Source organism: Oceanicoccus sp. KOV_DT_Chl (genome assembly GCF_900120175.1).
Classification (GTDB): Bacteria; Pseudomonadota; Gammaproteobacteria; order Pseudomonadales; family Dasaniaceae; genus Oceanicoccus.
In genome coordinates this window covers 1549176-1575803 of sequence record NZ_FQLF01000002.1, presented here as the reverse complement: position 1 = coordinate 1575803, position 26628 = coordinate 1549176, and the positions used below count along the sequence as shown (strand labels likewise).

General features: G+C 39.1%; 23 protein-coding genes. All 23 read left to right on the top strand.

The window, feature by feature from the left end:
- The first annotated feature begins 6 nt into the window (after positions 1-6).
- The 23 genes from rfbC to UNITIG_RS11015 all read left to right on the top strand — a co-directional run bounded on the left by rfbC (position 7) and on the right by UNITIG_RS11015 (position 26526).
- Positions 7-561: a dTDP-4-dehydrorhamnose 3,5-epimerase gene (gene rfbC, locus UNITIG_RS11130; protein ID WP_101758446.1), complete on the top strand. Its 555-nt coding sequence runs from the start codon at positions 7-9 to the stop codon at positions 559-561.
- Positions 554-1480 (top strand): dTDP-4-dehydrorhamnose reductase, encoded by a 927-nt coding sequence (gene rfbD, locus UNITIG_RS11125; RefSeq protein ID WP_101758445.1) that lies wholly within the window; start codon positions 554-556, stop codon positions 1478-1480. The genes rfbC and rfbD overlap by 8 nt, the downstream gene beginning before the upstream one ends.
- A gap of 47 nt (positions 1481-1527) precedes the next feature.
- Entirely contained in the window at positions 1528-6720 is a 5193-nt protein-coding gene (locus tag UNITIG_RS11120; protein WP_159931142.1) for an FkbM family methyltransferase, read from the top strand.
- A gap of 51 nt (positions 6721-6771) precedes the next feature.
- Positions 6772-7641 carry an ABC transporter permease gene (locus UNITIG_RS11115; protein ID WP_101758443.1) on the top strand — a complete coding sequence of 290 codons (870 nt, stop codon included), beginning with the start codon at positions 6772-6774 and terminating at the stop codon, positions 7639-7641.
- Complete coding sequence (locus tag UNITIG_RS11110) at positions 7642-8967, top strand: ABC transporter ATP-binding protein (RefSeq protein WP_101758442.1); 1326 nt, start codon at positions 7642-7644, stop codon at positions 8965-8967.
- Positions 8968-9026: 59 nt separating this feature from the next.
- Positions 9027-10226 (top strand): hypothetical protein, encoded by a 1200-nt coding sequence (locus UNITIG_RS11105; protein ID WP_101758441.1) that lies wholly within the window; start codon positions 9027-9029, stop codon positions 10224-10226.
- 318 nt (positions 10227-10544) lie between these two features.
- Positions 10545-11501 carry a glycosyltransferase family 2 protein gene (locus tag UNITIG_RS11100; RefSeq protein ID WP_101758440.1) on the top strand — a complete coding sequence of 319 codons (957 nt, stop codon included), beginning with the start codon at positions 10545-10547 and terminating at the stop codon, positions 11499-11501.
- The gene (locus UNITIG_RS11095) at positions 11461-12138 is read left to right on the top strand and encodes a cytidylyltransferase domain-containing protein (protein ID WP_101758439.1); all 678 of its coding nucleotides are present in this window, start codon (positions 11461-11463) and stop codon (positions 12136-12138) included. Before UNITIG_RS11100 ends, UNITIG_RS11095 begins: the two co-directional genes overlap by 41 nt.
- Before the next feature lie 22 nt (positions 12139-12160).
- On the top strand, positions 12161-13069 hold the full coding sequence (locus UNITIG_RS11090) for a phosphoglycerate dehydrogenase (protein ID WP_101758438.1): 909 nt from the start codon (positions 12161-12163) through the stop codon (positions 13067-13069).
- 1 nt (position 13070) lies between these two features.
- Positions 13071-13814, top strand: coding sequence for an SDR family oxidoreductase (locus UNITIG_RS11085; protein WP_101758437.1), 744 nt, complete (start codon positions 13071-13073; stop codon positions 13812-13814).
- Between the two features lie 9 nt (positions 13815-13823).
- Positions 13824-14612: a 6-hydroxymethylpterin diphosphokinase MptE-like protein gene (locus UNITIG_RS11080; RefSeq protein WP_101758436.1), complete on the top strand. Its 789-nt coding sequence runs from the start codon at positions 13824-13826 to the stop codon at positions 14610-14612.
- Between the two features lie 81 nt (positions 14613-14693).
- Positions 14694-16826, top strand: coding sequence for a hypothetical protein (locus tag UNITIG_RS11075; protein WP_101758435.1), 2133 nt, complete (start codon positions 14694-14696; stop codon positions 16824-16826).
- 78 nt (positions 16827-16904) lie between these two features.
- Positions 16905-17948: a hypothetical protein gene (locus UNITIG_RS11070; RefSeq protein ID WP_101758434.1), complete on the top strand. Its 1044-nt coding sequence runs from the start codon at positions 16905-16907 to the stop codon at positions 17946-17948.
- A gap of 284 nt (positions 17949-18232) precedes the next feature.
- Positions 18233-19159: a glycosyltransferase gene (locus tag UNITIG_RS11060; protein ID WP_200821273.1), complete on the top strand. Its 927-nt coding sequence runs from the start codon at positions 18233-18235 to the stop codon at positions 19157-19159.
- Positions 19160-19186: 27 nt separating this feature from the next.
- Positions 19187-19999, top strand: coding sequence for a phytanoyl-CoA dioxygenase family protein (locus UNITIG_RS11055; protein ID WP_101758432.1), 813 nt, complete (start codon positions 19187-19189; stop codon positions 19997-19999).
- Positions 19996-21129, top strand: coding sequence for an FkbM family methyltransferase (locus UNITIG_RS11050; protein WP_101758431.1), 1134 nt, complete (start codon positions 19996-19998; stop codon positions 21127-21129). The genes UNITIG_RS11055 and UNITIG_RS11050 overlap by 4 nt, the downstream gene beginning before the upstream one ends.
- A gap of 93 nt (positions 21130-21222) precedes the next feature.
- Entirely contained in the window at positions 21223-22332 is a 1110-nt protein-coding gene (locus UNITIG_RS11045) for a DegT/DnrJ/EryC1/StrS aminotransferase family protein (protein ID WP_101758430.1), read from the top strand.
- The gene (locus tag UNITIG_RS11040; protein ID WP_101758429.1) at positions 22333-23082 is read left to right on the top strand and encodes an SAM-dependent methyltransferase; all 750 of its coding nucleotides are present in this window, start codon (positions 22333-22335) and stop codon (positions 23080-23082) included. It begins immediately after the preceding gene.
- Between the two features lie 12 nt (positions 23083-23094).
- Positions 23095-23772, top strand: coding sequence for an acetyltransferase (locus tag UNITIG_RS11035; protein WP_101758428.1), 678 nt, complete (start codon positions 23095-23097; stop codon positions 23770-23772).
- A 65-nt stretch (positions 23773-23837) separates the two neighbouring features.
- A complete protein-coding gene (locus UNITIG_RS11030) occupies positions 23838-24692 on the top strand; it encodes a hypothetical protein (protein ID WP_101759259.1) in 855 nt (284 codons plus the stop codon).
- Complete coding sequence (locus tag UNITIG_RS11025) at positions 24692-25639, top strand: GNAT family N-acetyltransferase (protein ID WP_101758427.1); 948 nt, start codon at positions 24692-24694, stop codon at positions 25637-25639. The genes UNITIG_RS11030 and UNITIG_RS11025 overlap by 1 nt, the downstream gene beginning before the upstream one ends.
- Before the next feature lie 58 nt (positions 25640-25697).
- Positions 25698-26087, top strand: coding sequence for a GtrA family protein (locus UNITIG_RS11020; RefSeq protein ID WP_101758426.1), 390 nt, complete (start codon positions 25698-25700; stop codon positions 26085-26087).
- A 1-nt stretch (position 26088) separates the two neighbouring features.
- The gene (locus tag UNITIG_RS11015; RefSeq protein WP_101758425.1) at positions 26089-26526 is read left to right on the top strand and encodes an FdtA/QdtA family cupin domain-containing protein; all 438 of its coding nucleotides are present in this window, start codon (positions 26089-26091) and stop codon (positions 26524-26526) included.
- Positions 26527-26628: the final 102 nt, after the last annotated feature.

Below are 26628 nucleotides of genomic sequence, written 5' to 3'. Positions count from 1 at the left end.
CTATCTATGAATATTATAAAAACGAAAATCCCCGGACTGATAATTATCGAGCCAAAAGTGTTTGGCGACGAAAGAGGTTTTTTTCTTGAGACATATAATGCAAAGCGATATGCAGAAGTTGGTATAAAAGAAAGCTTTGTTCAGGATAACTTGTCTTTTTCTCGAAAGGGAATTCTGCGCGGTTTACACTACCAGAAGCCAATGACACAGGGGAAGTTAGTGCAAGTATTACAGGGAGAAGTTTATGATGTGGCAGTCGATATTCGAGTGGGCTCCCCTACCTTTGGTCAGTGGGAGGCAGTACTGCTCTCAGAAAATAATAAACGTCAATTTTATGTGCCTGAAGGGTTTGCACATGGTTTTATGGTGACTTCCGATGTCGCATTATTTTCATATAAGTGTACAAGCTTATATAACCCTGATGGTGAGTTCAGTGTGGCATGGGATGACCCTGAGTTATCAATTCCGTGGCCAAGTATGGCCCCACAGCTATCAGATAAAGATAGGCACGGTAAGAATTTGAGCGAAATACCTGTGAAGGATTTGCCTGAGTATGAATAAGTCACTTGCGGGTCAAAGGGTTCTTATCACGGGTGTGAATGGTCAGGTGGGGAGGGCTTTAAGACAAGAGTTCGGATCTCATTGTGAGCTTATTACCGCTTCTAGAGATGGTCAGGGTGCAGATTTTAAAATCGATCTGGAGAACCATGCGGAACTGGCAAAAATAATCATTGAAGTAAAGCCCGCTATTGTAATTAATCCTGCGGCCTACACCCAGGTTGATCAGGCAGAGGATGAGTCGGAATTAGCTTTTAATGTCAATAGTCAGGCACCTGGCGTGATGGCCGAGGCCTGTAAAAAAATAGATGCAGTGCTAGTGCATTATTCTACTGATTATGTGTTTAGTGGTAGATCAAATACCCCCTATATTGAGAAGGATAAAACTGATCCGTTGAATGTTTATGGTCGCTCCAAGCGGGAGGGAGAAAAATCTATTCAGGCGATTGGTTGTAAGCATTTAATTTTTCGAACTTGCTGGGTATATGATGCTCATAGCAGAAACTTTCTCAATGCCATTATTGAAAAAGCGAGAGTAACAGAAACATTGAAAGTGGTCGAAGATCAGATTGGAACACCTACGTCGGCTAGCTTTATTGCAGATATTACCTGGCAAGTATTAAAAAAATATGTAGAGAGTGGTGTCCATACATCAGGTGAAAATAGCGTTTTTCATTTAAAGCCCAATGGTTATTGTAGTTGGTATGATTTTGCCGTGGCTATCATAGAGAGTGCTCGGTTAAAAGAGCCTTTGGCGGTTAAAGACATTTACCCGATATCATCAGAAGCCCTTGATTTGAAAGCGGTAAGGCCGTTTAACTCCATGCTCGCTAATGAGCTAATAAAAGATATTTTTGATGTATCTATAAGCGATTGGAAGACATATATGAATGCGGTGCTTTTGGAGAAATATAAAAAATGAATATCGTTATATTTTTAGCAAACAATTAATTTTATTTTGGAATGTTGATGAAAATTTCAGTTGTCATGCCAAGTTATAATCAGGCAAAGTTTTTACCGGAGACATTAGCCTCCGTAAGAGCGCAGACGCATAAAGCAGTAGAGCATTTCGTGCTTGATCCAGGCTCCGATGACGGTAGCCGTGATATAGCTAATATGGCAGAGGGCGTAACACTGATTGCAGAGCCGGATAACGGCCAAGCGGATGCAATCAATAAAGGATTTCGATTAGTGAATGGAGACATAATAGCCTGGTTGAATTCTGATGATTGCTATTATGATGAAGCAGTATTTAGCAAGGTTGTAGAGCATTTTGAGCAGGACCAGGATCTTGGAATATTGTATGGAAAGGGTATTTATGTTGATGATAATGACCAGTATCTTCGAGAAGCTCATGTAATCGACGATGTAAATATTCTAGGTTCTTCTCTTCAGACTCAAGTAGGAATTTTACAGCCGGCATTATTTATGCGTGCGGATGTGCCTCGCCGAATAGGATTACTGAATGAAGACTTACATTTTTGTATGGACTATGAATTTTGGATAAGGGCTTTTCAAAGTGGAGTGAAGTTCAAGTATGTTCCTGAGTATTTTGCGAAAGCAAAGTACTACCCAGATAATAAAACATTTGGTGATAGAGGGCGTAGTTTCGAAGAAGTGTGCGGAATGCTGAAAGGCAAGTTTGGGTATGTCGCCGTAAATTGGTTGGTGCGGTATGCTGAATATTTAGTGGAAGGCTGGGATGGCATGCTTATCAATGAAGGTGTTAGGGAGCATGTGAATCGACCTGCAGTAGAGGTGAAAGTTAATGAGCTCATGAAACGTTATAATGGGGACCATGTGGCTTTTGAGGTATTGAAGGAAAACAAGGGGCGGGCGCCTTATTCAAAAACCTGGAATAGGTTGGTGCAGTTAGCTGTTGAACTGCCGCCTAGACCGGTGCGAATTGATAATTCAGTAAAAAATTTACCTGGCAGGACTCTCTATACTGTTGGTCCTCAACGTTGGTCATTTCATCGGGGCTGGAAAGAGTCGGCGACTTCGCGTTCAATAAATCATTTTCGAAAATTAAAGGAAACTCGGAATCGTAAAATTTGCGTCCTTGTTGGCAATGGCCCAAGCCTAAATAATACAGATTTATCTCTGCTCGAAGGTAACGATGTTTTTATAAGTAATTACGCTTTTTTGAACAAAGATTTAGCTAAACATGCAAAATTTTTAGCTGTAACAAATTATTTAGTGGCAGAGCAGGGTAGTCACCAGTTCAACGGTTTGGCAGGATTAGATAAATTATATCCTTATTGGTTGAGTTATTGTGTTGGGGGGGAGGGTAGCTACTTCTTTGACTCTATAGGATATGCTGAATTTTCGACAGATATTGAAAATAATGTTTCCTGGAGATCAACAGTTTCATTTTTTTTATTGCAAATAGTTTATTGGCTGGGTTATGAAAAAGTCATAATGATAGGTTTTGATCATAGTTACCAGCAGGATGATAACCTAAAGGAAGGGGACCTTATTGAGCAAAATGATAATGACGAAAATCATTTTGATGCCACATACTTTAAAGGAAAAAAATGGCAGGCTGCGGATGTTGGAAATATGGAGGATATGTATAGGCTTGCAAATGAGGCTTTTAAGGCGGATGGGCGAGAAGTAGTCAATTGTACCGCTGGTGGCAAGCTTGGAGTATTTAGGCGAGGAGAGTTGGAAAATGAGTTAAAACTAGGCGGCTGTCATCCTGAGCAGCTGGCTATTGAGAATAGTTTTCCGAAAGTTTTAGTCTTCTCTACTAGCGCGACTGGCAGTGAGTGCGCTACTGGCCAGTTGTCAAAGCTGCTTTTTAATGACTGGCCTGAAAGTCGTTTTATGCATGTTTATGTTGCTCCTGGCGCAGTTAATGGGAAAAAAAGTCTATTTAAATATACGGGTAAAACAGACAGTACATTGGCAGCATGTTTAAATTTTTCACCAGACGTTATTTACTACCGGCCAGCTGATAAGCCAGTTGATTACCATCAGTTTGTAACGGAGGTAATTGAAGCCATTGGAGCACCTTATATTGTCCATATGATGGATGATTGGCCCGCTAGACTTAAGTCCAAAGAGCCAAAAGTTTATGGTCAGCTAGTCCCTCCATTGGAGCGTTTGATTGGTTCTGCTGTGGTTAATTTAAGTATTTGCGAAGCAATGTCGAAGGAGTATCAGCAACGATATGGGCGCGAGTTTATGGCATTTGCGAATGCTGTATTTCCTTCAGAATGGCAGGATGATGGCAAAGAGTCTACAGACAGCAAAAGAGATTTTGTAATTCGGTATTGCGGTGCTCTTGCAGATGATATGACCCGACAAGGGGTAACTGATTTAGCAAAGATTGTTGGGACGATGGATTGTGGTAGAAAGGTGCGATTTGAGATTTATACCATGGATTGGTGCTTTGCGGCGGCCGAGAAGTTAGCAAGGAATAAATGTGTTAGTGCTCATCATTTGGTTGCCCCTGATGAATATCATTCTTTATTAAAATCGTCTGACGCTCTGTTGGTGACATATAACTTTGATAAGGATACTGAAGAGTACATTCGTTTTTCTATGGCCAATAAATTGCCGGAATATATGGCTTCAGGTGTTCCTATTTTGGCTTATGGGCCTAGAACAATTGCAACTATGGATTTCATAGCCGAGCGTGATTTTGCAAAGATGGTTGATGAGCGTGACTTAAAGAAACTAAAGCAAGCATTACATGAAATTGTAACTGATAATGTTGAAAGAAAAGCATTGGTAGCAAAAGCTCAAAATGTAGTTTTTAGCGAAAAGAATGCAACAAAAATGATAGCGGAGTTTAAAGGCGTGGTTGAAATGGTAGCAGGTAAATATGGTTGGAAGCCCGGGACGCAAGTAAATAAGGCAGATGATGGAGGGCTGGTAGGGATTTATGACCGTGATAGTTGTGCCCACATTGATGAAACAGATGTGGTGGCCGACCTGGTTGCTGCGAAAGGCACTGGCGTCATGATAGATGTCGGTGCGCACCAGGGGAGTTCTGCGGCTCCTTTTCTTAAACATGGCTGGCGTGTACATGCATTTGAGCCTGACCCTAATAATAGAGCCAAGCTGGAGAAAAGGTATAAATCAGATCCTAATATATCTATTGATACCAGAGCAGTCAGTAATAAATCGAATGAAGAAGTATCGTTTTATGCCAGTGACGAAAGTACCGGCATTAGCGGATTGTCTGCATTTAGGGATACGCATAAAGAGATATGCCGTGTTACCACGACAACACTTACAGACTATTGTGAAGTGAATAAAATTGATCATGTGGACTTTCTGAAAATTGATACTGAAGGTTTTGATCTATTTGTGTTACAGGGCTTTGATTGGCAGCGCTTTTCTCCAGATATCGTTGAGTGTGAGTTTGAAGATAACAAAACAGTAGCGCTAGGCTACACCTTTCATGATATCGCCCAGTATTTGGTAGATAAAGGTTATGTTGTGTATGTCAGTGAGTGGCACCCTATAGTTCGATATGGAATCAGGCATAACTGGAAACGCTTAGTGAAATATCCATGCCACCTTGCGGGTAAGGATGCGTGGGGCAATCTGGTTGCATTTAAAGAGCAACCCTCGGAAGAGCATGTTGCTGCCGTATTAGGTTCGGCATTAGCAAAAACAGTAAAGAAAGTTCAGCCGAGTGATAAAACAATGACCGCTACAGAGGGAAGTGCTAGTGGGAAGGAGTCGAGCAATGACGCTGAAGGAATATTAGGAATAAGACGCAGGTTGCTTAATGCGACAAGTCGGTACTTGGGGTTTTATCGAAACAAAAGAGGCATGTTTACTCTGGCATCAGTGCTGATGATTGCTTTCTTGCAATTAGATGGTGTGGCTGGATTTATCACTAACGCACTTCCTTTTGTGGCCCCAGGTATTGTCGATGTGTTACTTACGTTTATAAGTGCTGGGATTGTGCTGTTACTGATTGCTTTGTTATACGGACGGCTTCAACATGAGGCGATTGCTTATAGTGATCATAAGTCAAGATATGTAGACAATCTTCGTAAAAAAGCAATCAACGCGCTTAAAAAGCCAATTGCAAGAATAGCGGCAATAGAGAACAACGCTAATCGCGAAATCCATGGATTAAAGACAGGGGTTAATCAGTTAAGGGGAAATACAAGCAAGCTTGCAGTTGATGTCAATACGCTAAGTACAGATGTTAATGATTTTAAAATTAACACAAAGCAAGAGGTCAAAGACTTATTTTTTCAGCTTGCATCAACATTGTCTGATATAGAACGGGTCAAGTTTGATAATGAAGCGGACCGAATTTCGCAGAAAAATATAAGCGATCAGATTAAGTTGTTAGGTGAAAAAATATCAGATATTTTTGGTGTGCCCATTGCAGAATTAAATGAAGGATCGATTCGATCCGGTCGGTTTTTAGAAAATAATGCGGGCTTTAATCCTCCTGCGCATCAGTATTTTTCTCGTCGTTTATCACAGGAACAGAGAACTCATTTCATAAATTACTGGTGTGGTAAGTTGGGCCTAGAATATAGTCATGAAGCGCTCGCATACATATCACATAAGATATGTGAGATAGAGGCATCTAGCCATGGACGTCTGGCAACTAGTCTTCAGTCACAACTGCTTCGTGTTTTAGTGGCTAAGAGTATTGACGCAAAAGAGTTAAAAATTCTAGAAATAGGTACATTGTTCGGGGTTAATATTGCTATTTTATACGATTTATGTCGGTACGATAATGATGTATTTACAGTAACAACACTTGATCCACTAGATGGGTATTACAAAAGTGGTGCTATTGATAAGTTTACGGGTATGCCGGTGACAGAAAAAGTAACTAATCGCAATTTTGAAAAAGTTGGACTGGAGTCATCTCAGGTGCAGCAAATACTTCGATTGAGTACTGATGAGGAGGCGCTTAAGGAAGCTTCTAAACAAACCTATAATTTATTAATTATTGATGGAGATCATACTTACGAAGGCGTTAAGTTTGATTTCGAAGTTTATCAGCACTTGGTTGAAAAAGGTGGGATGATAATATTTGATGACTATGAGACCACTGAGTGGCCTGATATTAAGCGATATGTAGATGAGTCAGTTATGGGGCTAAGCCATCTTGAATTTATTGGTGCTGAGTGGGGTACCTGTATTTTTAAGGTCATAGGAAAAGCAGACTAGTTAGTAATAATAACGGTATGGATAACAGCGGTTGAACGGGGTTGGCTTTACATGAGTGCTAAACTGAAAAAAGCTAATAAAATGGCTGGTTATTCGGTCTATCGTCCGGATATGCGGCGCGACTCAACAATAATTTCAGCAGTGATTTCTCTTTGGCTAGAGGCAAATCAATACCGTTGGCATATCGCTTATCAATTCAAAAAAAATCTGGCGGCAAACTTTAATCAAACAGCATTAGGTAATCTGTGGGCAGTTCTGCTGCCTTTGTTACCAGTCTCTGTGTTTATATTGTTAACCAGTGGTCAAATACTCGGAGGTGACCGTTATGCGCGAGGGCCTTTGTATGTCACTCTGGGTTTTACAGTATGGGCCTATATTTCAGATATGATTTTGGTGCCTACCAGTGCGCTAAAACAAAAAAAAGTATTAATAGAAAAAAGTCAGTTGCCGATGGTGGCGGTTATATTGCCAGCCTATACGCAAATATTGTTTGATACGTTGGTGCGCTCTGTATTGGTAGCTATTGTTGTTATTTTATTCGTTGATGATTTTTTAATATCGGCACTTTGGGTTGTTCCTATACTATTTACGATGACATTTTTTGCATTTGGCTTTGGCGTACTGTTGGCGCTTGCTGGCTTGGTTATGCCAGATTTAAATAATATCACTACAGTGGTATTGCGATACGCGATGTTTTTAAGTTGTGTTATTTTCCCGCTGCCAGATACACCTTTATTTTTAGCTATGCAGCATTACAATCCATTTGCCATATTTATCAATAATTTCAGATCGTTAATATCGATCGGCGAATTTCATTCTCAAGTGCCATTAATAGTAGTGAGTGTTATATCAGTTGCAGTATTTCTTTTTGCTATGCGACTTCTGTATGTCGTTGAGCCTCGCCTAAAAGGAAATTATTAGATGACTGATAGTATGGGGTTTGATTTGGATGTTGTGCTTGAAGTTAAAGGTGTTAGTAAGATATATTCTCGAAATCAACAGAGTAAGCGAAATTTCCTGAAAAAAATATTTATTTCTTCAATATTTACAACAAAAAATAACTCCTTAGATTTAGAAAAAGAGCAGTTTTATGCTGTCAAAAATGTGTCGTTTAGTATTAGGTGTGGCCAAGCGATTGGGCTTATAGGGCTGAATGGCGCAGGAAAAAGCACATTGCTAAAAATGATTGCTGGGCATGTTTTGCCAGATACAGGAGAGATTCGGGTAACAAAAGATATAGCTAGTATGATTGAGCTGTCGGCAGGTTTTCAGGCGGGTCTTTCTGCCAGAGAGAATATATATCTGAAAGGTGCATTGTATGGTCGAACAGAAGAATATCTAAATGAAGTATTTGATGACATCGTACAATTTTCTGAATTAAGTGACTATATGGATGCGCCGCTCAATACTTTTAGTTCAGGTATGTCTGCCAGGCTAGGTTTTGCTATAGCCGTTCATGTTGAAGCCTCGCTAATAATAATTGATGAAGTGCTTTCTGTTGGAGACTTTAAATTCAAACAAAAATGTTTACGAAAAATGCAGGAGCTGCGTGACCAGGCGGCATTTGTTATGGTCTCTCATTCTATGGTTGATATCACGCGGTTTTGTGACCTGGGAATTGTCTTGCAGGATGGCGCTGTTGTCTTTCAAGGAGACGTTAAAGAGGCAATAAAGTATTACCATGTAGAAACAGAAAAGTTAGAATTGCCTTCTAATAAATCAGAAGAGAGTGAGCCAAAAAATAAGGAGAGTGAGTTTTTACAGCCATTTCACTTTGATCATGAATTGATTGGGGCCGTTAGCCATCGCTGGCTAAATGAGAAATTAGAAGAGGTGGCTAGTGCGGGGCATAATGAAATTTTAGTTCTGCGTATTGAATTTAAAATGCTAATGCCCGTGGGAAAATTATTAATAGGCGTGCCAATTTTCTCAGAGGATGGGGTTCTTATGACGGGAATGTCAACAGATGCAAGCGAAGTTAATATTGATATGAAAAGTGATGGCTCGGTTGCCATCGACTTAGAAATTAAAAGCTTAAATTTTAACCCGGGAAAATACTTTGCAGTTGTAGCAATTCAAGATGGAGTAGAGTGGCTTTATCGTAAGCCGGTATTGCCATTGTCGATTAAGTCAAACCAAGGATTGCACTGGGGAAAAGTAACTCCTGACTATTGCTGGCGTGGGGTTTTGACAGTCGACGAGAATGCTGAAATAGGAAGCACAAGACAGACAGACAACAGAGTTTAAAGCTCATGTCGTTAATAAAGAAATCATTAAGAATTATCAGAGCTATATTGAGGCGTATAATGACTAGCAAGCCCGTCGTAGTGTTTTATCCCCCATTTTCTAACAATGGAGAGTTGAACGATCAATTGGCTAGGGCTGTATGGTATTTATCGCCTTTGCAGCCAAAAAAGATTAGTTTTTTTTCAAGGTCTGATATTCAGCCATTTAGTTTGCCAGATTCTTTCTCGCCAGTAGTGCGGTCATTGTATTGTGAGCTAAAAGGACGAGAGATTATTAAGTTAGAGCGGGATACTACAGACATAAATCTGGCTCGTGAGTTAGAACAGGCTGACATGGTAATCACCTGGTGTGAAAACCCGCTTGCGCAAGCTTCTCCTGAAGTTCGGGAGATAATAGAAGGTAGAACAATTAAGCGCTTTGAAATCGATAAAAATTTAAGGCTAGAGGGCTCAAAGTTTATCTTGCCCAGCTATTCCCGTTTTCCAAAGTCTCGCTATGAAACTGTAAAAAAATGTGAAGAAAGATATGCATCATTAGCAAAGACACATGCAAATAATAAAAAGGCCTATTTATTCTGTTCTGGTCCGTCTATTAGTCAGTATAAAAATTATGACTATCGTGATGGGATTTCTATTATATGTAACAGTGTAATTAATGATACTGAGTTAATGGATTGGGTAAAGCCAAAAGTGTTAGTTTTTGCTGACCCAATATTTCATTTTGGTTGTTCAACCTATACATATGAGTTTTATAAACAGCTTAAGCGTGTGGTTGAAAAGTACGATTTAACCATAGTGCTGCCACTAATGTATTACAACTTGTTCGTATATCATATGCCTGAGATGGAGCCAAGAACAATAGGGATTCCATTTGCTGGGGATATACCAGTAAATCTGGATTTAAATTCAGAATTTAATTTAAGGGCTACTGGCAATATATTTACTTTCCTAATGCTGCCTGTAGCTTCGTCATTAGCGGAAGAAATCCATATACTAGGTAGCGATGGGCGTCCGATAGAAAACGATGACTATTTTTGGGAGCACAATAAGAAAACGCAGTTTGTTGATCAGATGGATGATATTAAAGTTGCGCACCCTTCATTTTTCAAACTTGATTATAATGAATATTATCTAGAGCACTGCGAAGCAGTTAAGCAATATTTTCAGTGTGGTGAGTCAGCAGGAAAACAATACTATTCTATTACGCCATCATACATCCCAGCCCTGAAAGAGCGGATGGGTCGAGATTTGGTGTCATGAATGAGTTGCCATAATGTGAAATGCAGATACTGAGGCAGGTAGGGATAAATACAGTAGTTGGGAGTTATGCCATAGATGGATCCTTGCTTTATCAAATCCTAGTCTAATATAGACTTCAGTTCTGTCGCTCCGGTTATAATAGCTAAAAACTGTGGCTCATTGAGTAGCAATCGGTTTTCTATCGAAGGTGAAAACTGTTAATCCAACATATGGAACTGTGAATGCAAATAATCAAGTCTATAAGGAAGAGATCAAGCCCTAGTATGGTAAAATCCCACCCCGATTTAGAGCGAAGATTATTAGTGTTGGATAATAAATATGCTGGTTAGTGTTGTAATACGTACCTTGAATGAAGAAAAACACCTTGATGAATTGCTCAGTGCTATAAATGAGCAAGAGAGTGATATTTTTGAGATAGAGACTGTGATTGTTGATTCGGGATCTACGGATCGTACTTTAGCTATAGCCGAAGCACATCAAGCACGTATCACACATATAAAAAAGGAAGAGTTCTCATTTGGGCGGTCGTTGAATATTGGCTGTTCCTTTGCTTGTGGTGAAATTCTTATATTTGTAAGCGGCCACTGTATCCCTGTAGAGCCGACATGGCTGCATGCCTTGTGCGTACCCATCTATGAAGGCAAGGTGCAGTATTCTTATGGTCGCCAGATAGGTAGAGACAACACAAAATTTAGTGAGCGACAAGTATTCGATAAGTATTTTCCTGCTTATAGCATGGTGCCTCAATCTGGATTCTTTTGTAATAATGCGAATGCTGCTTTGCTAAGATCATCATGGCAAGAATTTCAATTTGACGAGGACTTAACCGGTCTTGAAGATATGCATCTAGCCAAGAAATTAGTTGAGTCTGGCGGTTTGGTTGCATATATAAGTTCTGCACCGGTTTTTCATATTCACGATGAAAGCTGGGCTCAGGTTAGGCGCCGATATGAGCGCGAGGCAATTGCATTGCAAAAAATAAACCCTGAAATTCACATGACCTTCACTGATTTTATGCGTTGTTTTATTAGTAGCTGCTTATCAGATATGGGGATAGCCTTGCGCAAAAAAATATTTTTAAAAGAAATTAAAGATATTTATTTATTTAGGTTCTTACAGTATTGGGGGGGGTACCAGGGAAACCACATCCATAGAAAGCTTTCTTTACAAGCAAAGCGTAAATATTTTTATCCAAATGAAAAAGTTACTAGCCATCTAGAAGTAGAATCTGACAATGAAAAAAATTATCGCGTTAATGCCGCTAAAAGCAAATAGCTCAAGAGTGCCGGGTAAAAACTTTAAAGTGTTGGAAGGTAAGCCGCTTTTTCGCTGGATGCTGGATAAGCTGTTAGCCAGTGACCATATTGATCAAGTGGTAATAAATACCGATGCTCAAGTTGAGCTGAAGCAAGCCGGGTTTCCTGATAACAATAAGTTGGTGATTAGAAATCGTAAGCTGGAATTGCGAGGGGATGAGATTAGTATGAACCTTATTCTAGAAGACGATATTGCCAATACAGATGCTGATATGTATTTGATGACACATACGACTAATCCATTTATTAGTTTGAATACCATTAACAAAGCAATTGAGGCATTGAGTAATAATATTGATGCAGATTCGTTATTTACAGTAAATCGTATGCAAACACGATTTTATGATATCAACTGTAAGGCGATTAACCACGATCCGAATAATCTTATTCCGACACAGGATTTAGAACCTTGGTTTGAAGAAAATTCATGTATGTATTTATTTTCTAAAGCATCATTTAGCAAGACATCAGCACGTATTGGAGAGCGACCGATGATGTTTGAAACTAATAAGCTAGAGTCAGTCGATATTGATGAGCCACAAGACTGGCAATTAGCTGAAGCGCTTGCGCCAAAATTTATCCAGGAACAGCCATGAAAGTATTAGTAACTTGCCCCCAATGCTGGGACAGAAAGACCAGTTTTTACCTTATTTTAAGCAGCATGGTATAGAAGTAGATACCCCGGATGTGGTGCAAACTTTATCAGTGGAACAGTTAATAAAACTAGTTCCTAATTATGATGGATGGATTATTGGAGATGACCCTGCTACAGCGGCAGTTTTTGAGGCTGGCGCTGCAGGTAATTTGAAGGCAGCAGTTAAATGGGGTATTGGCGTCGATAATGTTGATTTTAAAGCCTGTGAACGATTGGGTATCCCCATTATCAACACACCAAATATGTTTGGCCGTGAAGTCGCCGACATTGCGTTGGGATATGTCATTGGTTTAGCTCGTGAAACGTTTACCATAGACCGTGAAGTGCGCAAGGGTAATTGGCTGAAAGTTAGTGGTATGTCTTTGGCGAGTAAGAAAGTAGGTTTGGTAGGGTATGGCGATATTGGTCAAAATACAGCAAAACGTTTACTTGCGGCAGAGATGGAAGTGATAGTCTTCGATCCTTTTTATGATCAGTCTCGTAATCCATACCCGGATGTAAAATTCGCTAACTGGCCTGAAGGGATTGATGAGTTTGATTTTATTGTATTTACCTGCGCGCTATCTGACAGTAATTTTCATATGTTTTCTGCGGCGGAGATTAGTCGGTGTAAAGATGGTGTTCGCATTGTTAATGTGGCGCGAGGGCCATTAATTAATGAAGCCGATTTAATAGCTGGCCTGCTATCAAATAAAATTTATTCTGCGGCTTTAGATGTGTTTGAGGTTGAGCCTCTACAGCAGAGTTCGAGCTTAGCAAAAATGGAAAGGTGTATTTTTGGTTCGCACAATTCCTCAAATACCGTAGATGCAGTTCATGCAACTAACAAAAAAGCCATAAATGCCTTGCTTGATTTCCTAGGGGTTATATAAATTGTTAGCTATATTAATTACAGGCTCTAATGGTGGAATTGGTTCTGCAATATGCAGCTATTTTTCATCTCGCGGTTACTTTGTGATTGGCACTGATTGTCAAGCCGAAGACAAGCATAATGTAGATTTTTATTATTCCGTTGATTTACTTGAATTAGTAGATAAGAAAGATTATCAAAAAAGTTTTATATCAGCTGTAAATGATATCATTGAAAAGAAGGGGTTGATTTTAAAATCTGTAGTTAATAACGCAGGGGTACAAATTTTAGGTTCTTTAGCTGAATTGTCGATTGATGATTTCTTAGTGACTCAGAAAACCAATGTCGCTGCTCCTTTGTTATTGACGAAGCTTCTTTTAGAGTATTTAAAAGTGGAAAAAGGAATCGTCATAAATATTGGCAGTATACATTCAACTTTAACCAAACCAGAGTTTATTAGCTATGCAACAAGTAAGGCTGCATTGAAGGGTTTAACTCAGTCTATGGCTGTAGATTTAGCAGGTGTTGTAAGAGTAAATTGTATAGAACCAGCAGCAATTGCTACAGATATGTTGAAAGATGGCTTCAAAGATTGCCCAGAAAAAATGCAAGAATTAGTTGATTGTCATCCATCAGGTAAAATAGGTATTCCTGATGAAGTAGCAGAGCTTTGTTTCTTTTTAGTAAATAGTAGCTTGAATTTTTTAAATGGTGAAAGTATAGGTCTTAATGGGGCTATTGCTTCCAGATTGCATGACCCTGTTTAGAGGTGCTCAATGTCAGAGCGAGAAATAATAAGCGTTTACCGTTACGCAGCGGCTTTGGTTCGCCGACGATTAATGTGGGACTTGCATTTACAGTCCTGGGTTTCTAGAAAAAAATTAAAAAGTCTAAAAAATCTTTATCAAGGAAAAAAGGCTGTAATACTGTGTAATGGTCCATCATTGAATGAAGTCGATTTCGATTTACTTAAAAATGTTTATACGTTCGGCCTGAATAAAATAAATTTACTTTTTAATAAAACAGATTTCCGACCATCATCAATTGTTGCAGTCAATCCTTTGGTCCTAGAGCAAAATATAGATTTTTATACTGATACAAGTATTCCAATCTTCGTAGATAGCTATGCATCTACTCTAGGTTTGCAAGGTGGGGAAAATAGAGTTTTTTTATATACTTCGGACATACCCTCATTTGCCAAGGATTGCAGTGGTAGTGTATTTCAGGGGTACACGGTTACTTATGTTGCCTTGCAGTTGGCGTATCATATGGGGTTTTCAAGTGTTGCATTGGTAGGTTGCGATCATTATTTTGGCAATGTTATTGAGCCAAATAAAACCCAAGAAAGTGTTGGGCTTGATAGATGGCATTTTGATAAAAACTACTTTGCGAATGGAGCGAAATGGGATGCGCCTGATTTAATGCAGAGTGAAAGGTCTTATCAACGCGCTAAAGATAATTTCGAAAATAATGGACGAATGTTAGTCGATGCTACAAGTGGTGGAAATTTAAAAGTATTAAAGAAAGTTAAGCTGACTGATTTTTGTAATAATGACATCGATTAATCTAGTGAGAGTACTATTGCGCCTTCAGCTTTTCAGTGATCGGGTCTGAATAAGTCAATAATTAGACAAGTGTGAGAGATAATGGATTTTAAAGAAAGAATGGTGATTCCAAAAGACTTGGCACTTGGAAACTTGTGGGTTCTGTATTTTTTTGTTTTTGCAGTTATCTTGGTGATTAGGGGTGATGCTTATCTGTCTGACATGATGGTAATGGATGATCTTGGGTTGTTCGCAGATTCGGTTCTTAATCCGACAGATGTAAGTATCCACGGATTTTTCTATCATCTTCACAATTCATTTTTGAAGGAGATATCGCTGGTTAGGCTGTTGTATTTTATGATGCTGGCAGGAGTAGGATGGGTAATTATTAGTGCGTTAAATAAAATTTCTGCTGCTCGTGAAGTTTCATCTCTTGCGTTTTTTTTAACAATTTTATTTCCGCTATCTTCTTTTTTAATAGTATTTGTTGCTGGTTCGTATCCGATCTTGCAGTTGTTTTTTTTAAGTCTCACTTATTTATATATTTGTCGTGTTATTAATAGTAAGCGTTCAGCGACGAGTATTAAAAAATATGTATTGCTGATATTTTTTCTCACTTTTTTACAGTTAGCTTTTGCACAATCAAATATGTTTTTAGTATTGTCTGTAATCTTTCTTCCTGTTTGGTTTGAGCCTTCGGGGCTTAGGCTTCGCTCTAATTTTAGGCAATACTGGTTTGCAACAATTCTGGTTGTGGTTTTTTTATTGATCTTACGATATGTAGAAATTTCGTGGGCACATCCATATAGCAAAATGTCTGGTCGCGTTAGTTACAATTTAATTTCGATGTTAGACCAGTTATTAATATTTTATACAAGATTGGTCGCTTCAGTTGATCAGAAATCCTTGTTTTTTGTTTATGGCTCTGTTGCAAAGTTAGAGATGGGGTGGCGAGCTATATTGATGGCTACAGCTTCTTTGGTGATTTTGTTTTTTTCTATCGTAAGATGGCTGCTTGTTAGAGACTATGAAAAGTTTAAAGTGTCAGCGTTTTTCGTATTGTGTGCATTGTTAGCGGTTGCGCCAATTACGGTGCTAAATGTTCATCACCCCTGGTATTTTTTTATTCCGTTACTGTTCTCACTATGTGCGGTTTTATACTCATCTATATCAATTCATTCACGCGCCCCGATTGGGGTGGGTATTTTGTTTTTTGTATTGCTTGTCCCTTCTTTTTGGAAGGTAAGCGAAGAAATAAATATGAGCTCGCGACAGCAATCATTACTTATTGATGCAATAAGGACAGAATCAGCAGAATGGAGAGACAAAGCGCAAGTATTTATTAAGTTGCCTTATGTGCCTAAAGGCATGGGGACTGGGCCAAGTTTAAGGTATGTTCGAGATACTGGTTTTGCTCGAGCTGTAACTGGCCGAAATGATATTACTCTTGCTCAGATTGGAGTTAAATTAGATCTCGAACTAATTAATTTAGACGCCCCAGTCTATTTTTATACATTTAATTTTGATACACAAAAACTGTTGATGCTAAAAAATGTAATACAGTTTTCTGATCAGGAGATGGGGTATAAGTATCTTTCAAGTCAAGGTGAAGGGGTTTTTACATCTAGCTATTGGAAGGATGTGTCGCAATTTATTTTTGGTATAGGGCGAAATGATAACAATAATTTGTTTCTTCCCTCTGCGAATATACCACAAGGTATAGATATAAGTGATGATGAGTCGATTTATAAGTTTCTAGGTGAAACATCTTTGGAGTCTTTTTTTAACCCTGGGCTGGATAAATTCGTAGTCAATTTTACGTTTAAGGGCGACAACGAATATTCTGGTAAAGCAGGTTTTACAGAGACGTCCCCGCCCATGCTTACCTCTTCAAATGTATTTTCATTTTACGAGCTTTCAAGGAATAGATTGCGTGTAAGCCTAAATTTAGGGAGTAGTAAAGATTCTGTCGATTTAAACTTTACTGAAGGTGAGTGGCAAAAGGTTTCTATTGCTTATACTGATTCACGTGTATACGTATTTCAGAATGGAGCCTTACGATATAGCAATTTGTTACAAAAGGCAGTAAGACTAACTCGAATAAAAGTTGGGCTAGGTTATAAGTCCAGGTATTGGGTCGGTCAATTGACAGAGTCCACTGTAGATGTAGTGGAAGAGAATGGCAAATTGATAAAGCGGTCACTAGTTAATGGTGAGTGCGCTCAGTCTTGTTAGTGGGTAGAGACTAAACCGATTGACGTTTTGGTCAAAAATATAAATAGCTTATAGCAAGGTTGGCGGGGAAGTGAAAGTATGATCGGGGCGACGTTTAATAGTAGCGTGAAGTTCCTTCTTGTTTCTATACTTCTGGCGGTGATGATATTTATTTTAAATACGTTTATTCGTTACGATGTAATCGTGGGCGAGATTCTTCTAGCTGACGATTTACATTTCTTGCCAAGTGCACTAAACAGTGAGTGTGAAGGAACAAGCAAAGAGTGGATTTCAGAAATCGTTATTTGTGACGTTGTCGGAGCATGGTCTGTTTACTTTGGTCGTCTAATTCTTATAGGTTTCTTGACACTATCATCAATTTTGTCTTTATATATTTTCCGGTTTGCAAAAGTTCATCTTATTTATGGTATAAGTTTTTCCGTTGCGGTTTTCAGTGGGTCTCCAGCGTTGGCGCAATCTACATTTATAACTGGATCTCATCCCTCTACAGGTTTGCTGTTCGTATTATTTTCAATATTTTTTGTTACGTATTCGTTTTTAGGTATTGGAAATAAATGGTTTAAAATCATTTATTTAGTATTAGGCGGTCTGGCTATGTTGCTAGCCGGTATTGCGACATCCAATTTGCTGTTAGCATCATTAATATTGTTACCATTTTTTATTTATGCTGTGTATGAGGGTTATGGACGATTCTTGCTCTGTTCGTTATTTTTAGCATCGCTAGTACCTTCATTACTTCTAGGCCTTCTAGAATTCTCTGGGATTTTTAGCAATCACTACAACAGTATACCAGGCCTTATAAGTGTGAATTTTGATCGAATATTAACTCAGATAGCTGAATTTAAGGGGTATGTGCATAGCGAGTATACTTCTTTGTCTTCGGTCTTCATAGTTGTAGCCACAATAGTCGCTACCTATATAGTTTGTACTAAATATTGGCGCGCCTACTTACTAGTAATAAATGGCAGTTTACTTAACAAAGTACAAAATCCAGTTACGATACGTGTAGCTTTTATGGCAGCTTCCGTTGTCGGCTTTATTGTTACATTAGCTCCTTTATTAGTTGTTAATTATAAAGGACAAAAAGTTTGTCAGAGTAGAAGGTGCTTCTCAATGGATTGATATTTCATTAGTGGTTGACAGTGATAGAGTCGGTAAGTTGATCATAAATGATATTTTTGTTCTTGATGGCGAAAATTGTAGGATGGTAAATGGCGTTAGTATTGGTAAAGGGTACAATGATCGTTACTGGCGCGGGCAATTGGGTCTATTTAGAGTTATTCATGGAGACGGCTTTGTTTTTGAGTTGTAGTTATGATTGATATCATTGTATTCCTAATAATTTAAGCTTAAACAGAATTCTATTAAGTTTTTTTGAATTTGGTAAGAAAGAAGATGAGAGATATATGATGAGAACACTTTCTATTATAATTTGTGTATATTTTAATGAGAAATCATTGCCTGAGTTGTATGAGCAGCTGAGAGTTGTCGAAGGTGAATTGCTTAAGAAAGATGTTAATCTTGAGTTAATATTTGTCAATGATGGATCCGGCGATGGATCTCTGGAAAAGCTTTTGGAAATAAAAGAAAAGCGTCCTACGACTAAAGTTATATCTCTGACTAGAAATTTTGGTGTAGTTCAGGCAGCAAAAATAGGTGAAGAGCACGTAACTGGAGATGCGTATGTCCGACTGCCTGCTGACTTGCAAGAGCCGCCTCATCTTATTTTGGAGATTGTGGATAAATGGTTGGCCGGGTCAAAGTTTGTTATCAGTACGCGAGTAACTAGGGATGATCCTTTGTCTACAAAAATATTTGCTTGGATTTACTACCGTCTTCTTCGCCTTTTTGTTGTTCCCAGTTATCCGTCGGGTGGTTTTGATTTGGCATTGATGGATAAAGAATTTCTTCCGTATATGAAAGCCAGTGGTAAAAATATTAACCCTAATCTTTTTGCTTATTGGTTAGGTTACGAACCTACTTCTGTTGAATATCATAGGCAAGAACGTATTCACGGAAGCTCAAAGTGGACATTTTCTAAGAGATTAACATTTTTTATCGATTCTCTATTGGGGTTTTCAATATTTCCCATTAGATTAATTTCGATGATTGGTATTCTTGTTTCTCTTATAAGTTTTGGCTATGGAGGTGTGATAGTTGTACAGGCGTTGTTAGGTAATATTGATGTGCCAGGGTTCTCTGCTTTGGCGGCTCTTTTGTCATTCCTATTAGGTATTATTATTATAATGCTGGGGATAATAGGTGAGTATGTTTGGCGTATATTTGATGAGATACAAGATCATCCTGTTGCGGTAGTTGAAAAAATATATTAATAATTGTTTTTTTCTATAGGGGGTAGTATGGAGGAAGTGCATAGTTATGGAGTTAATCGACAAGATATATGTGAATCTGTCTCAATGTTTCATGCTGAAGAAATTTCTCGTCTTGGAGTGTCAATTATCCCAGGGGCGTTAAAAGAAGTTAGCTTAATTCAATATCGAAATCGTTTAGATGCGTGTTATCAAAAGCAAGATGAAGCTCTAGGTTTTGGTCGTCTGGCGGAATGTAATGATGAGGGAATTGTTCGTTGCCCACTTGTAGAAGATTCGAGTTTTTTAGACTTAGCGACTGATGAGCGTTTGCTGGATATTCTACGATTAGTTCTCGGTGAAAACTTTGTACTGCTCATGCAGAATGGTATTATAATGAAGTCTACTGAAAAGGCGTTTCAAGCGCAGTGGCATCGAGATCTTAATTACCAGCATTGGATTTCATCAAAGCCCTTATCAATAAATATGCTTTATTGTCTTGATGACTTTACTGTTGATAGGGGCTGCACGTTCGCGCTGCCTGGTAGTCACCTACACGAAAATTTCCCTTCAGACGAGTTTGTTAGGAAGCACGAAGTTCCTATTTTAGCGAAGGCTGGGGATGTGATAATGATGAATGCTATGACCTTCCATCGTGGGGGAATAAATATTACTGACCTTCCTCGACGCGCTGTTAATCATGTTGTGGGCCTGCCTTTTTTAGGACAGCAAATTGATATCCCAAAGATGTTAGGTGATACATATGCGCTCGATCCCTTTTTGGCCAACTATCTTGGCTATAAATGGAATCCGGCAAGTTCTGTGGAAGCATGGAGAAATGCGCGGATGCCGGTGAGTAAATGATAAAGAAATCAAATATCGAGAAGCTATTTGAGCGAGCCCAGCTTGAATTTGCGTGCGGCGACTCTAGTGATACCAATTCTGTTCTCGGCTCGGACCGCCCCTTAGTTCTTTATGGCATTGGTGGTCTGGGTACAAAAGTGGCGAAAGGATTATATGATCAAGGGCTTTGTTTTCAACTAGTAGATGACACGCCAGAAAAAATTGGTCGGGTGCTTTTTGATCAAGAAATTGTCTCTTTAAACCAGTGTGTATCAGATTTGGATCTGGTGGTGGTGGTAACAATATTTTTGCCTATGGTTTCATTTTCCGACATTGCTGAAAATATTCGTTTATCGCTGCCGAATGCTGAAGTAGTGTCTTTTGTAAAAATATTCAATTTGTACCCTAAAATTTTTCTCCCTTGGATGTTGTTTGAATCGCCAAAAGACACTTTGTCAGATGAAAGACGTTACTTACAATTGGCCGCGAGTCTAAACGACGAGGAGTCGTTGACGTGTCTATATGATTACCTTGAATTAAAGCTATATGGTGACTCTTCATTGCTTTCATCATGTGTTGGTAAATCGGATATTCCCTTTGCGTTAAAAACAGGTTCGATATTAGTTGACTGTGGTGCTTATGATGGAGATACCATCGAGTCATACTTGGAGCGTTACGATTCTGAATTCTCTCGTGTTTATGCATTTGAGCCTGACCCTAGAAATAGTGAGTTTTTAGCGCGGAATGTAAGTCGTTTAGGTTATGCAGAGAAAGTTGTAATCTTTTCTAAAGCGGTAGGGAAGAAGTATGAGTCGGTTCTGTTTAGCTCTACTGGCGATATGGGTGCTCAGATTAGCGCCGAAGGTGATGTCGAGGTGGATGTTGTGCCGCTGGATGAAGTGCTTCCTATGGGTAAGCCAATGTACATAAAGCTTGATGTAGAAGGTAATGAGCGTGAGGCGCTAAGTGGTGCAAAGAATATTTTGTCGGAAGGTTTGGCGGATATTGCTATTTCTGTCTACCACAAACCTAAAGACCTAATTGATTTATTTGAGTATATGTTGAGTATGAATTATGACTGTTTTTATCTTCGGCCTCATGGTTATTCGGGAGCTGATATTTTACTCTATGCGAGAAAAACTCTTGCGTAGTGCGATGTTAGCGCATTAATGCGGATATCTTTCTTCGTTATTGATGTGACTAAACGTTAGCGCTATGGAAAAACAACTAAAAGATTAACTATTATGAATCACCAAGTACCTTTTTTTTCAGCAGAAGCTGTTAATAGTGAATATGATTTACTTTCCCCTATTGATAGAGTCATAAAAAGTAACTGGTATGTTTTGGGGAAAGAAGTATCATCATTTGAAGCTGAGTTCGCAAAATATTGTGGCGTTGAATTTTGTACAGGTGTTGCTAATGGTACCGATGCACTGGAGATAGGGTTGAGATCATTGGGTGTCGGGCCGAATGATACTGTGGTTTTGTCCGCGAATTCCGGTTTTTACGGTAGTACTGCAGTGTTAAGGTGTGGTGCAACACCGCGTTATGTGGATGTAGATCCAGTTACATTAACAATATCGCCTGCTAGTTTGGGTGATGTGTTAATTGATTCTCCGAAGGCGATCATTGTTACGCATTTATATGGTCAGATGGCTCAAGTGGAAGCTATAGTCCGTTTAGCGGATAGATATAATATTCCGGTAATCGAAGATTGTGCGCAAGCGCATGGGGCCGAAATTTCCAGTAATAAAGCTGGGAGTTTTGGTGCTATCGGGTGTTTTAGTTTTTATCCGACAAAAAATCTTGGTGCACTTGGTGATGGTGGGGCGATTGTTTGTAAGGATAAAAATTTATTCGACAGCATTATGCAACTTCGCCAGTATGGTTGGAGCAAGAAGTATACAGTTGCGATTGAAGGAGGGGGAAATAGTAGGTTAGATGAAATTCAAGCTTCGGTTTTGAGGTGTAAACTACGTTATCTTGATGACTCAAATTTAATAAGACGAGATATAGCGAAGCGATATTCGGCTGCTTTTTCTTCAATTCCTGTTACTTGCCCTGCGGTCTTAGATTCCTCTTACGTCGCACATTTGTATGTTTTGCAGACTGAGCAGAGAGACGAGTTGAGAGAATTTCTTTTATCTAAAGGGATTGGTGTTGATATACATTATCCGATTCCTGATCATCAACAGCCTATTTTTGATGGTCGATATTCCGGGTGTAATCTTCCTATCACTGAAATGTTGAGCCGGTGCATACTTTCGTTACCTTGTTTTCCAGGCCTAAGCCTGCAAGATGTAGATTATGTTGTGGATAATGTTATTAATTTTTTTGAGCGTGGGAATAAGTAAATGGGTGACTCATCTAGGTTTACTGACATTGGTTTTGATGATTTTAGAACTTTGGCAACGGATGAGAGTTTGTCTAAGTACGAGAAAATTGGATTTCCTGACTCGTATCGTGACGGCTTCGAAAGCCATATTTTTGATGATATTTGCCAGAAATTGACAAATCTTAAATCTAGTAATTCTACTGTTATCGATATTGGTCCCGGTTGTAGTGATCTTCCTTTAATGCTTATTGAATCATGTAAGAAATTAAATAATTCACTGGTTCTTATTGATAGTGAAGAGATGTTAAAGCTACTTCCTGATAATGATTTCATAGATAAGGTAGCAGCCCTATATCCTAATTGCCCTGAATTGTTTACCGATTACGCTGAAAAAGTTGATGTAATACTATGCTACAGTGTTCTTCATTATATTATAGTAGATTCAGGTTTTTTTCGATTCTTGGATCTGTCTTTGTCCCTGTTGGCACCCGGTGGCCAAATGCTGATTGGCGATATCCCTAACATCTCGATGAGAAAACGCTTTTTTTCAAGTGCTACGGGTGTTCGTTTTCATAAGGATTATATGCAAACCGACGATAAGCCCGATGTGATATTCAATAATATTGAGCATGATCAAATTGACGATAGTGTATTATTTTTAATATTGCAGCGAGCAAGAATGGCTGGCTTTGACGCTTTTCTATTACCACAAAATCCATTATTACCGATGTCTAATCGAAGAGAAGACATACTAATTCGTCGCCCATAAGGAGTATCTAAAGTGGAGAAAAATAAAAAGCTGGTCATTATAGGGGATAGTGCATTTGCTGAAATTGCATATGAATGTTTTACACACGATTCTGAGTATGAGGTAGTTGGCTTTTCTGTTGAAGAAGAGCATCTTGAAAAATCGAGCCTTTTTGGTCTGCCGGTGATTCCCTTTGAGGAGATAGAGTCGCACTTCTCGGTTCGAGACGTAGAGTTTTATGCGGCTCTTGTGTATTCACAACTCAATCGCTTGAGAACTCGTTTGTACAGTGAGGCGAAAGAGAAAGGTTATAGAGCGGCAAGTTACATTAGTACGCGAGCATTTGTATGGCCAAATGTCGAATTGGGTGAGCACTGTTTTATTTTTGAGGATAATACAATTCAACCATTTGTTAGAATTGAAAAAAATGTTGTGTTATGGAGTGGTAATCATGTTGGTCATCATAGTGTAATCAGGGAGAATTGTTTTATTGCGTCGCATGCCGTTATCTCTGGTTTTTGTGATATCGGCCGAAATTCATTTGTTGGAGTCAATGCCACACTGGCAAATAATATTTCTATTGGTGAAGACAATTGGATTGGGTTGGGAGTAACAATAAGCCGGACTACAGAGGCGGATACTTTATTTAAGGGTGAGCAATCTGAAAAGGCAAAAATTCCAGCACGACGTTTTTTTAAGGTAAAAGAATGAATTGGAAAAAATTAGGGGTTGTATGGAATACTGATGGTAGGCCTTCCTGGGCAAAAACACACGCAATGGGCCCTACGCCTTTTAGGCTCAACAAGGATGTAATTCGTATTTATATTTCATGTCTGGATGAATTAGGTAGAGGGCGTCCGACTTATATTGACGTGTCTGCCGCTGACCCTACTAAAGTAATAGCGGAGTGTGGTTTTCCAGTGCTTGATATTGGCGATGTTGGCACGTTCGACGACAATGGATTAATGGCTACAAGTATTGTTGAGGTGAGTCCAGACGTAGTATATATGTACTATGCAGGATTCGAGCTTTGTGAAAAAGTTCGCTATCGAATATTCACCGGTCTTGCGATCAGTAATGATGGTGGAGAGACGTTTGAGCGTCATAGCAAGGTGCCCATACTCGATCGTGCTGATGGAGAGATGTACTTTAGATGCGGTCCATTTGTACTTAAAGAAGGAGGGGTGTTCAAGCTGTGGTATATAGCCGGAGATAGTTGGACTGAAATTGATGGTAAAAGAGTTCCTGTATACGACCTTCGATATCAGGAATCAGTTGACGGGATCGACTGGATGCCAAGTGGCAAGCTATCGATGGCACTTACCGACGATATGGAGCATGGGTTTGGACGCCCCTGGATAGTAAGGCGTGGGCTGGGCTATCAAATGTATTATTCAATACGTAGCCGTGTGCGCGGAGCGTATTGTCTTGGGTATGCGGAGTCAGATAATGGTATTGAGTGGACTAGAAAAGACCATTTAATGGGCCTGGACGTGTCTAATGACTGTGTTGCAACAGAAGCGATAATGTACTCTTCAGTTATTTCTATAGATGATAGAACATACTGTTTTTATAATGGTAATAATTTTGGTGAGCATGGTTTCGCTGTGGCTTTGTTAGAGGGGCGGTAATGGAAGTTATTGCATATACCAAAGAGCATAGTGCGCAATGGGACCTTTGGTGCAGTGAGGCAGTAAATGGCACTTTTTTGGCGACGCGGCACTTTTTAAGTTATCACGGTGATCGGTTTCAAGATGCGTCGGTGTTGATAATGGAGTCTGATAAACTCGTGGGTGTCTTTCCTGCGGCTATTAGCCTTGAAGACAATAAACAAATAGTGAGTCACCCAGGTGCAACTTTTGGCGGGGTTGTCCATAATGGATGGTTGTCCGGGAATCGAATGATAGAAGCTTTGGGTGAGCTGAGAAATTACTATCAGCAGAATGATTTTGATTCAATAATTTACAAGGCTATACCATACACTTATTCTCAGCATCCCAGTCAAGATGATCTATATGCTCTTTTCCGATTAGGCGCTAAGAGAGTAAGGAGTGATTTGGCATGTACCATCAATTTGAAGCATCGAAGGCGCCCTAGTTCTCGTCGTAGGAGAAACCTCAAGAAGGCTCTAAAAGTAGTTACTTTGAATGCTGATAGCTCATTGATGGGGAGTTTTTGGGAGGTTTTGGTAGAAAACTTGGCGCGTAAGCATGGAGCGAAACCTGTCCACTCATTGAGTGAGATTCAGCTTTTAAAGGCGCGTTTCCCTAATGAAATACAATTGAGAGGAGCTTTGATTGAGGGTGAACTGCATGCCGGAATTGTATTGTTTAATTCACCAGAAGTTTGGCATGCACAGTATATAGCCACATCAGAAGACGGAAATAAAATATCTGCCTTGGACGCAGTATTTGATGCTGCAGTAAATGAAGCAGTAGAGGCTAATATCTCTTATTTCGATTTTGGGACAAGCAATGAAGATAGCGGTAGGGTGCTGAATGATGGTTTGTATCGCTTTAAATCTGAGTTCGGTGGAGGAGGAGTTGCTCACGAGTTTTATCAGTTAGATATTAGTTGAGTTTTCGTTTTAATCTTTTTTTGTGTTGGGGCGAAGTGGAAGGGTCGGTGGGCCCTTTGTGATTTATTCTTGGGAAGAAGTTTTAGTGTCTGGTGTCCGTTTTTTTATTAGTGGTGCTTTAAATACGGTAATTACATATATATTTTATCTGTTTTTGATAATTTTTATGCCGTATCAGTTGTCATATACGATTACTTTTGCTGTTGGTATAGTTATTGGGTATTTTTTAAATGCAATTTATGTTTTTCGGAGCAAGCCCGGAATGAAAACTGCGACAGTTTATCCTATGGTATATTTAGTGCAGTATTGTCTGGGTATGTTGTTTCTATATGTAATGGTCGATATTTTTGAAGCTGATGAAAGGTTCGCACCATTAGTGGTTATTTTTTTAACAGTCCCAATAATGTTTTTTATTAACCGCATGGTGTTTAACGGAAGAAAATCATAGTATGAATTTTTACGGAATTAAAGATTGTAAAGTTGTTACGTTACCAAAAATTGAAGATGAGCGAGGCAGCCTAACTTTTATTGAAAAAAATAATAATTTTCCTTTTGAAATAAAGAGAGTCTTTTACTTATATGGAGTGCCTGAGGGTGAAGGTAGAGGTGCTCACGCCCACAAGTCTTGCCATCAATTTCTAGTCTGCTTGGCCGGTAATTTAGAAGTGCATGTCGATGATGGTGCCAATAGAAAAATATTTTCACTGACCAAGCCCTGGGAGGGCTTGCATGTGCCTCCATCGGTTTGGGCTGCTGAAAGTAATTTTAGCGACGGAGCGATTTGCTTGGTAATGGCATCAGATTATTATGATGAAGATGACTATATTCGAAGTTATGATCAGTTTATAGTTAGCAGGAAGGAATTACTTGAAGCCTCTATAGGATAAATACGCTGTTTTATAGGATTATATAGTTAAGTATTGCGGAGGCTAATTTTCTAATAAAATTCGTTTATTAATAGTCAGCGCAATAAATCATATAGATAATGC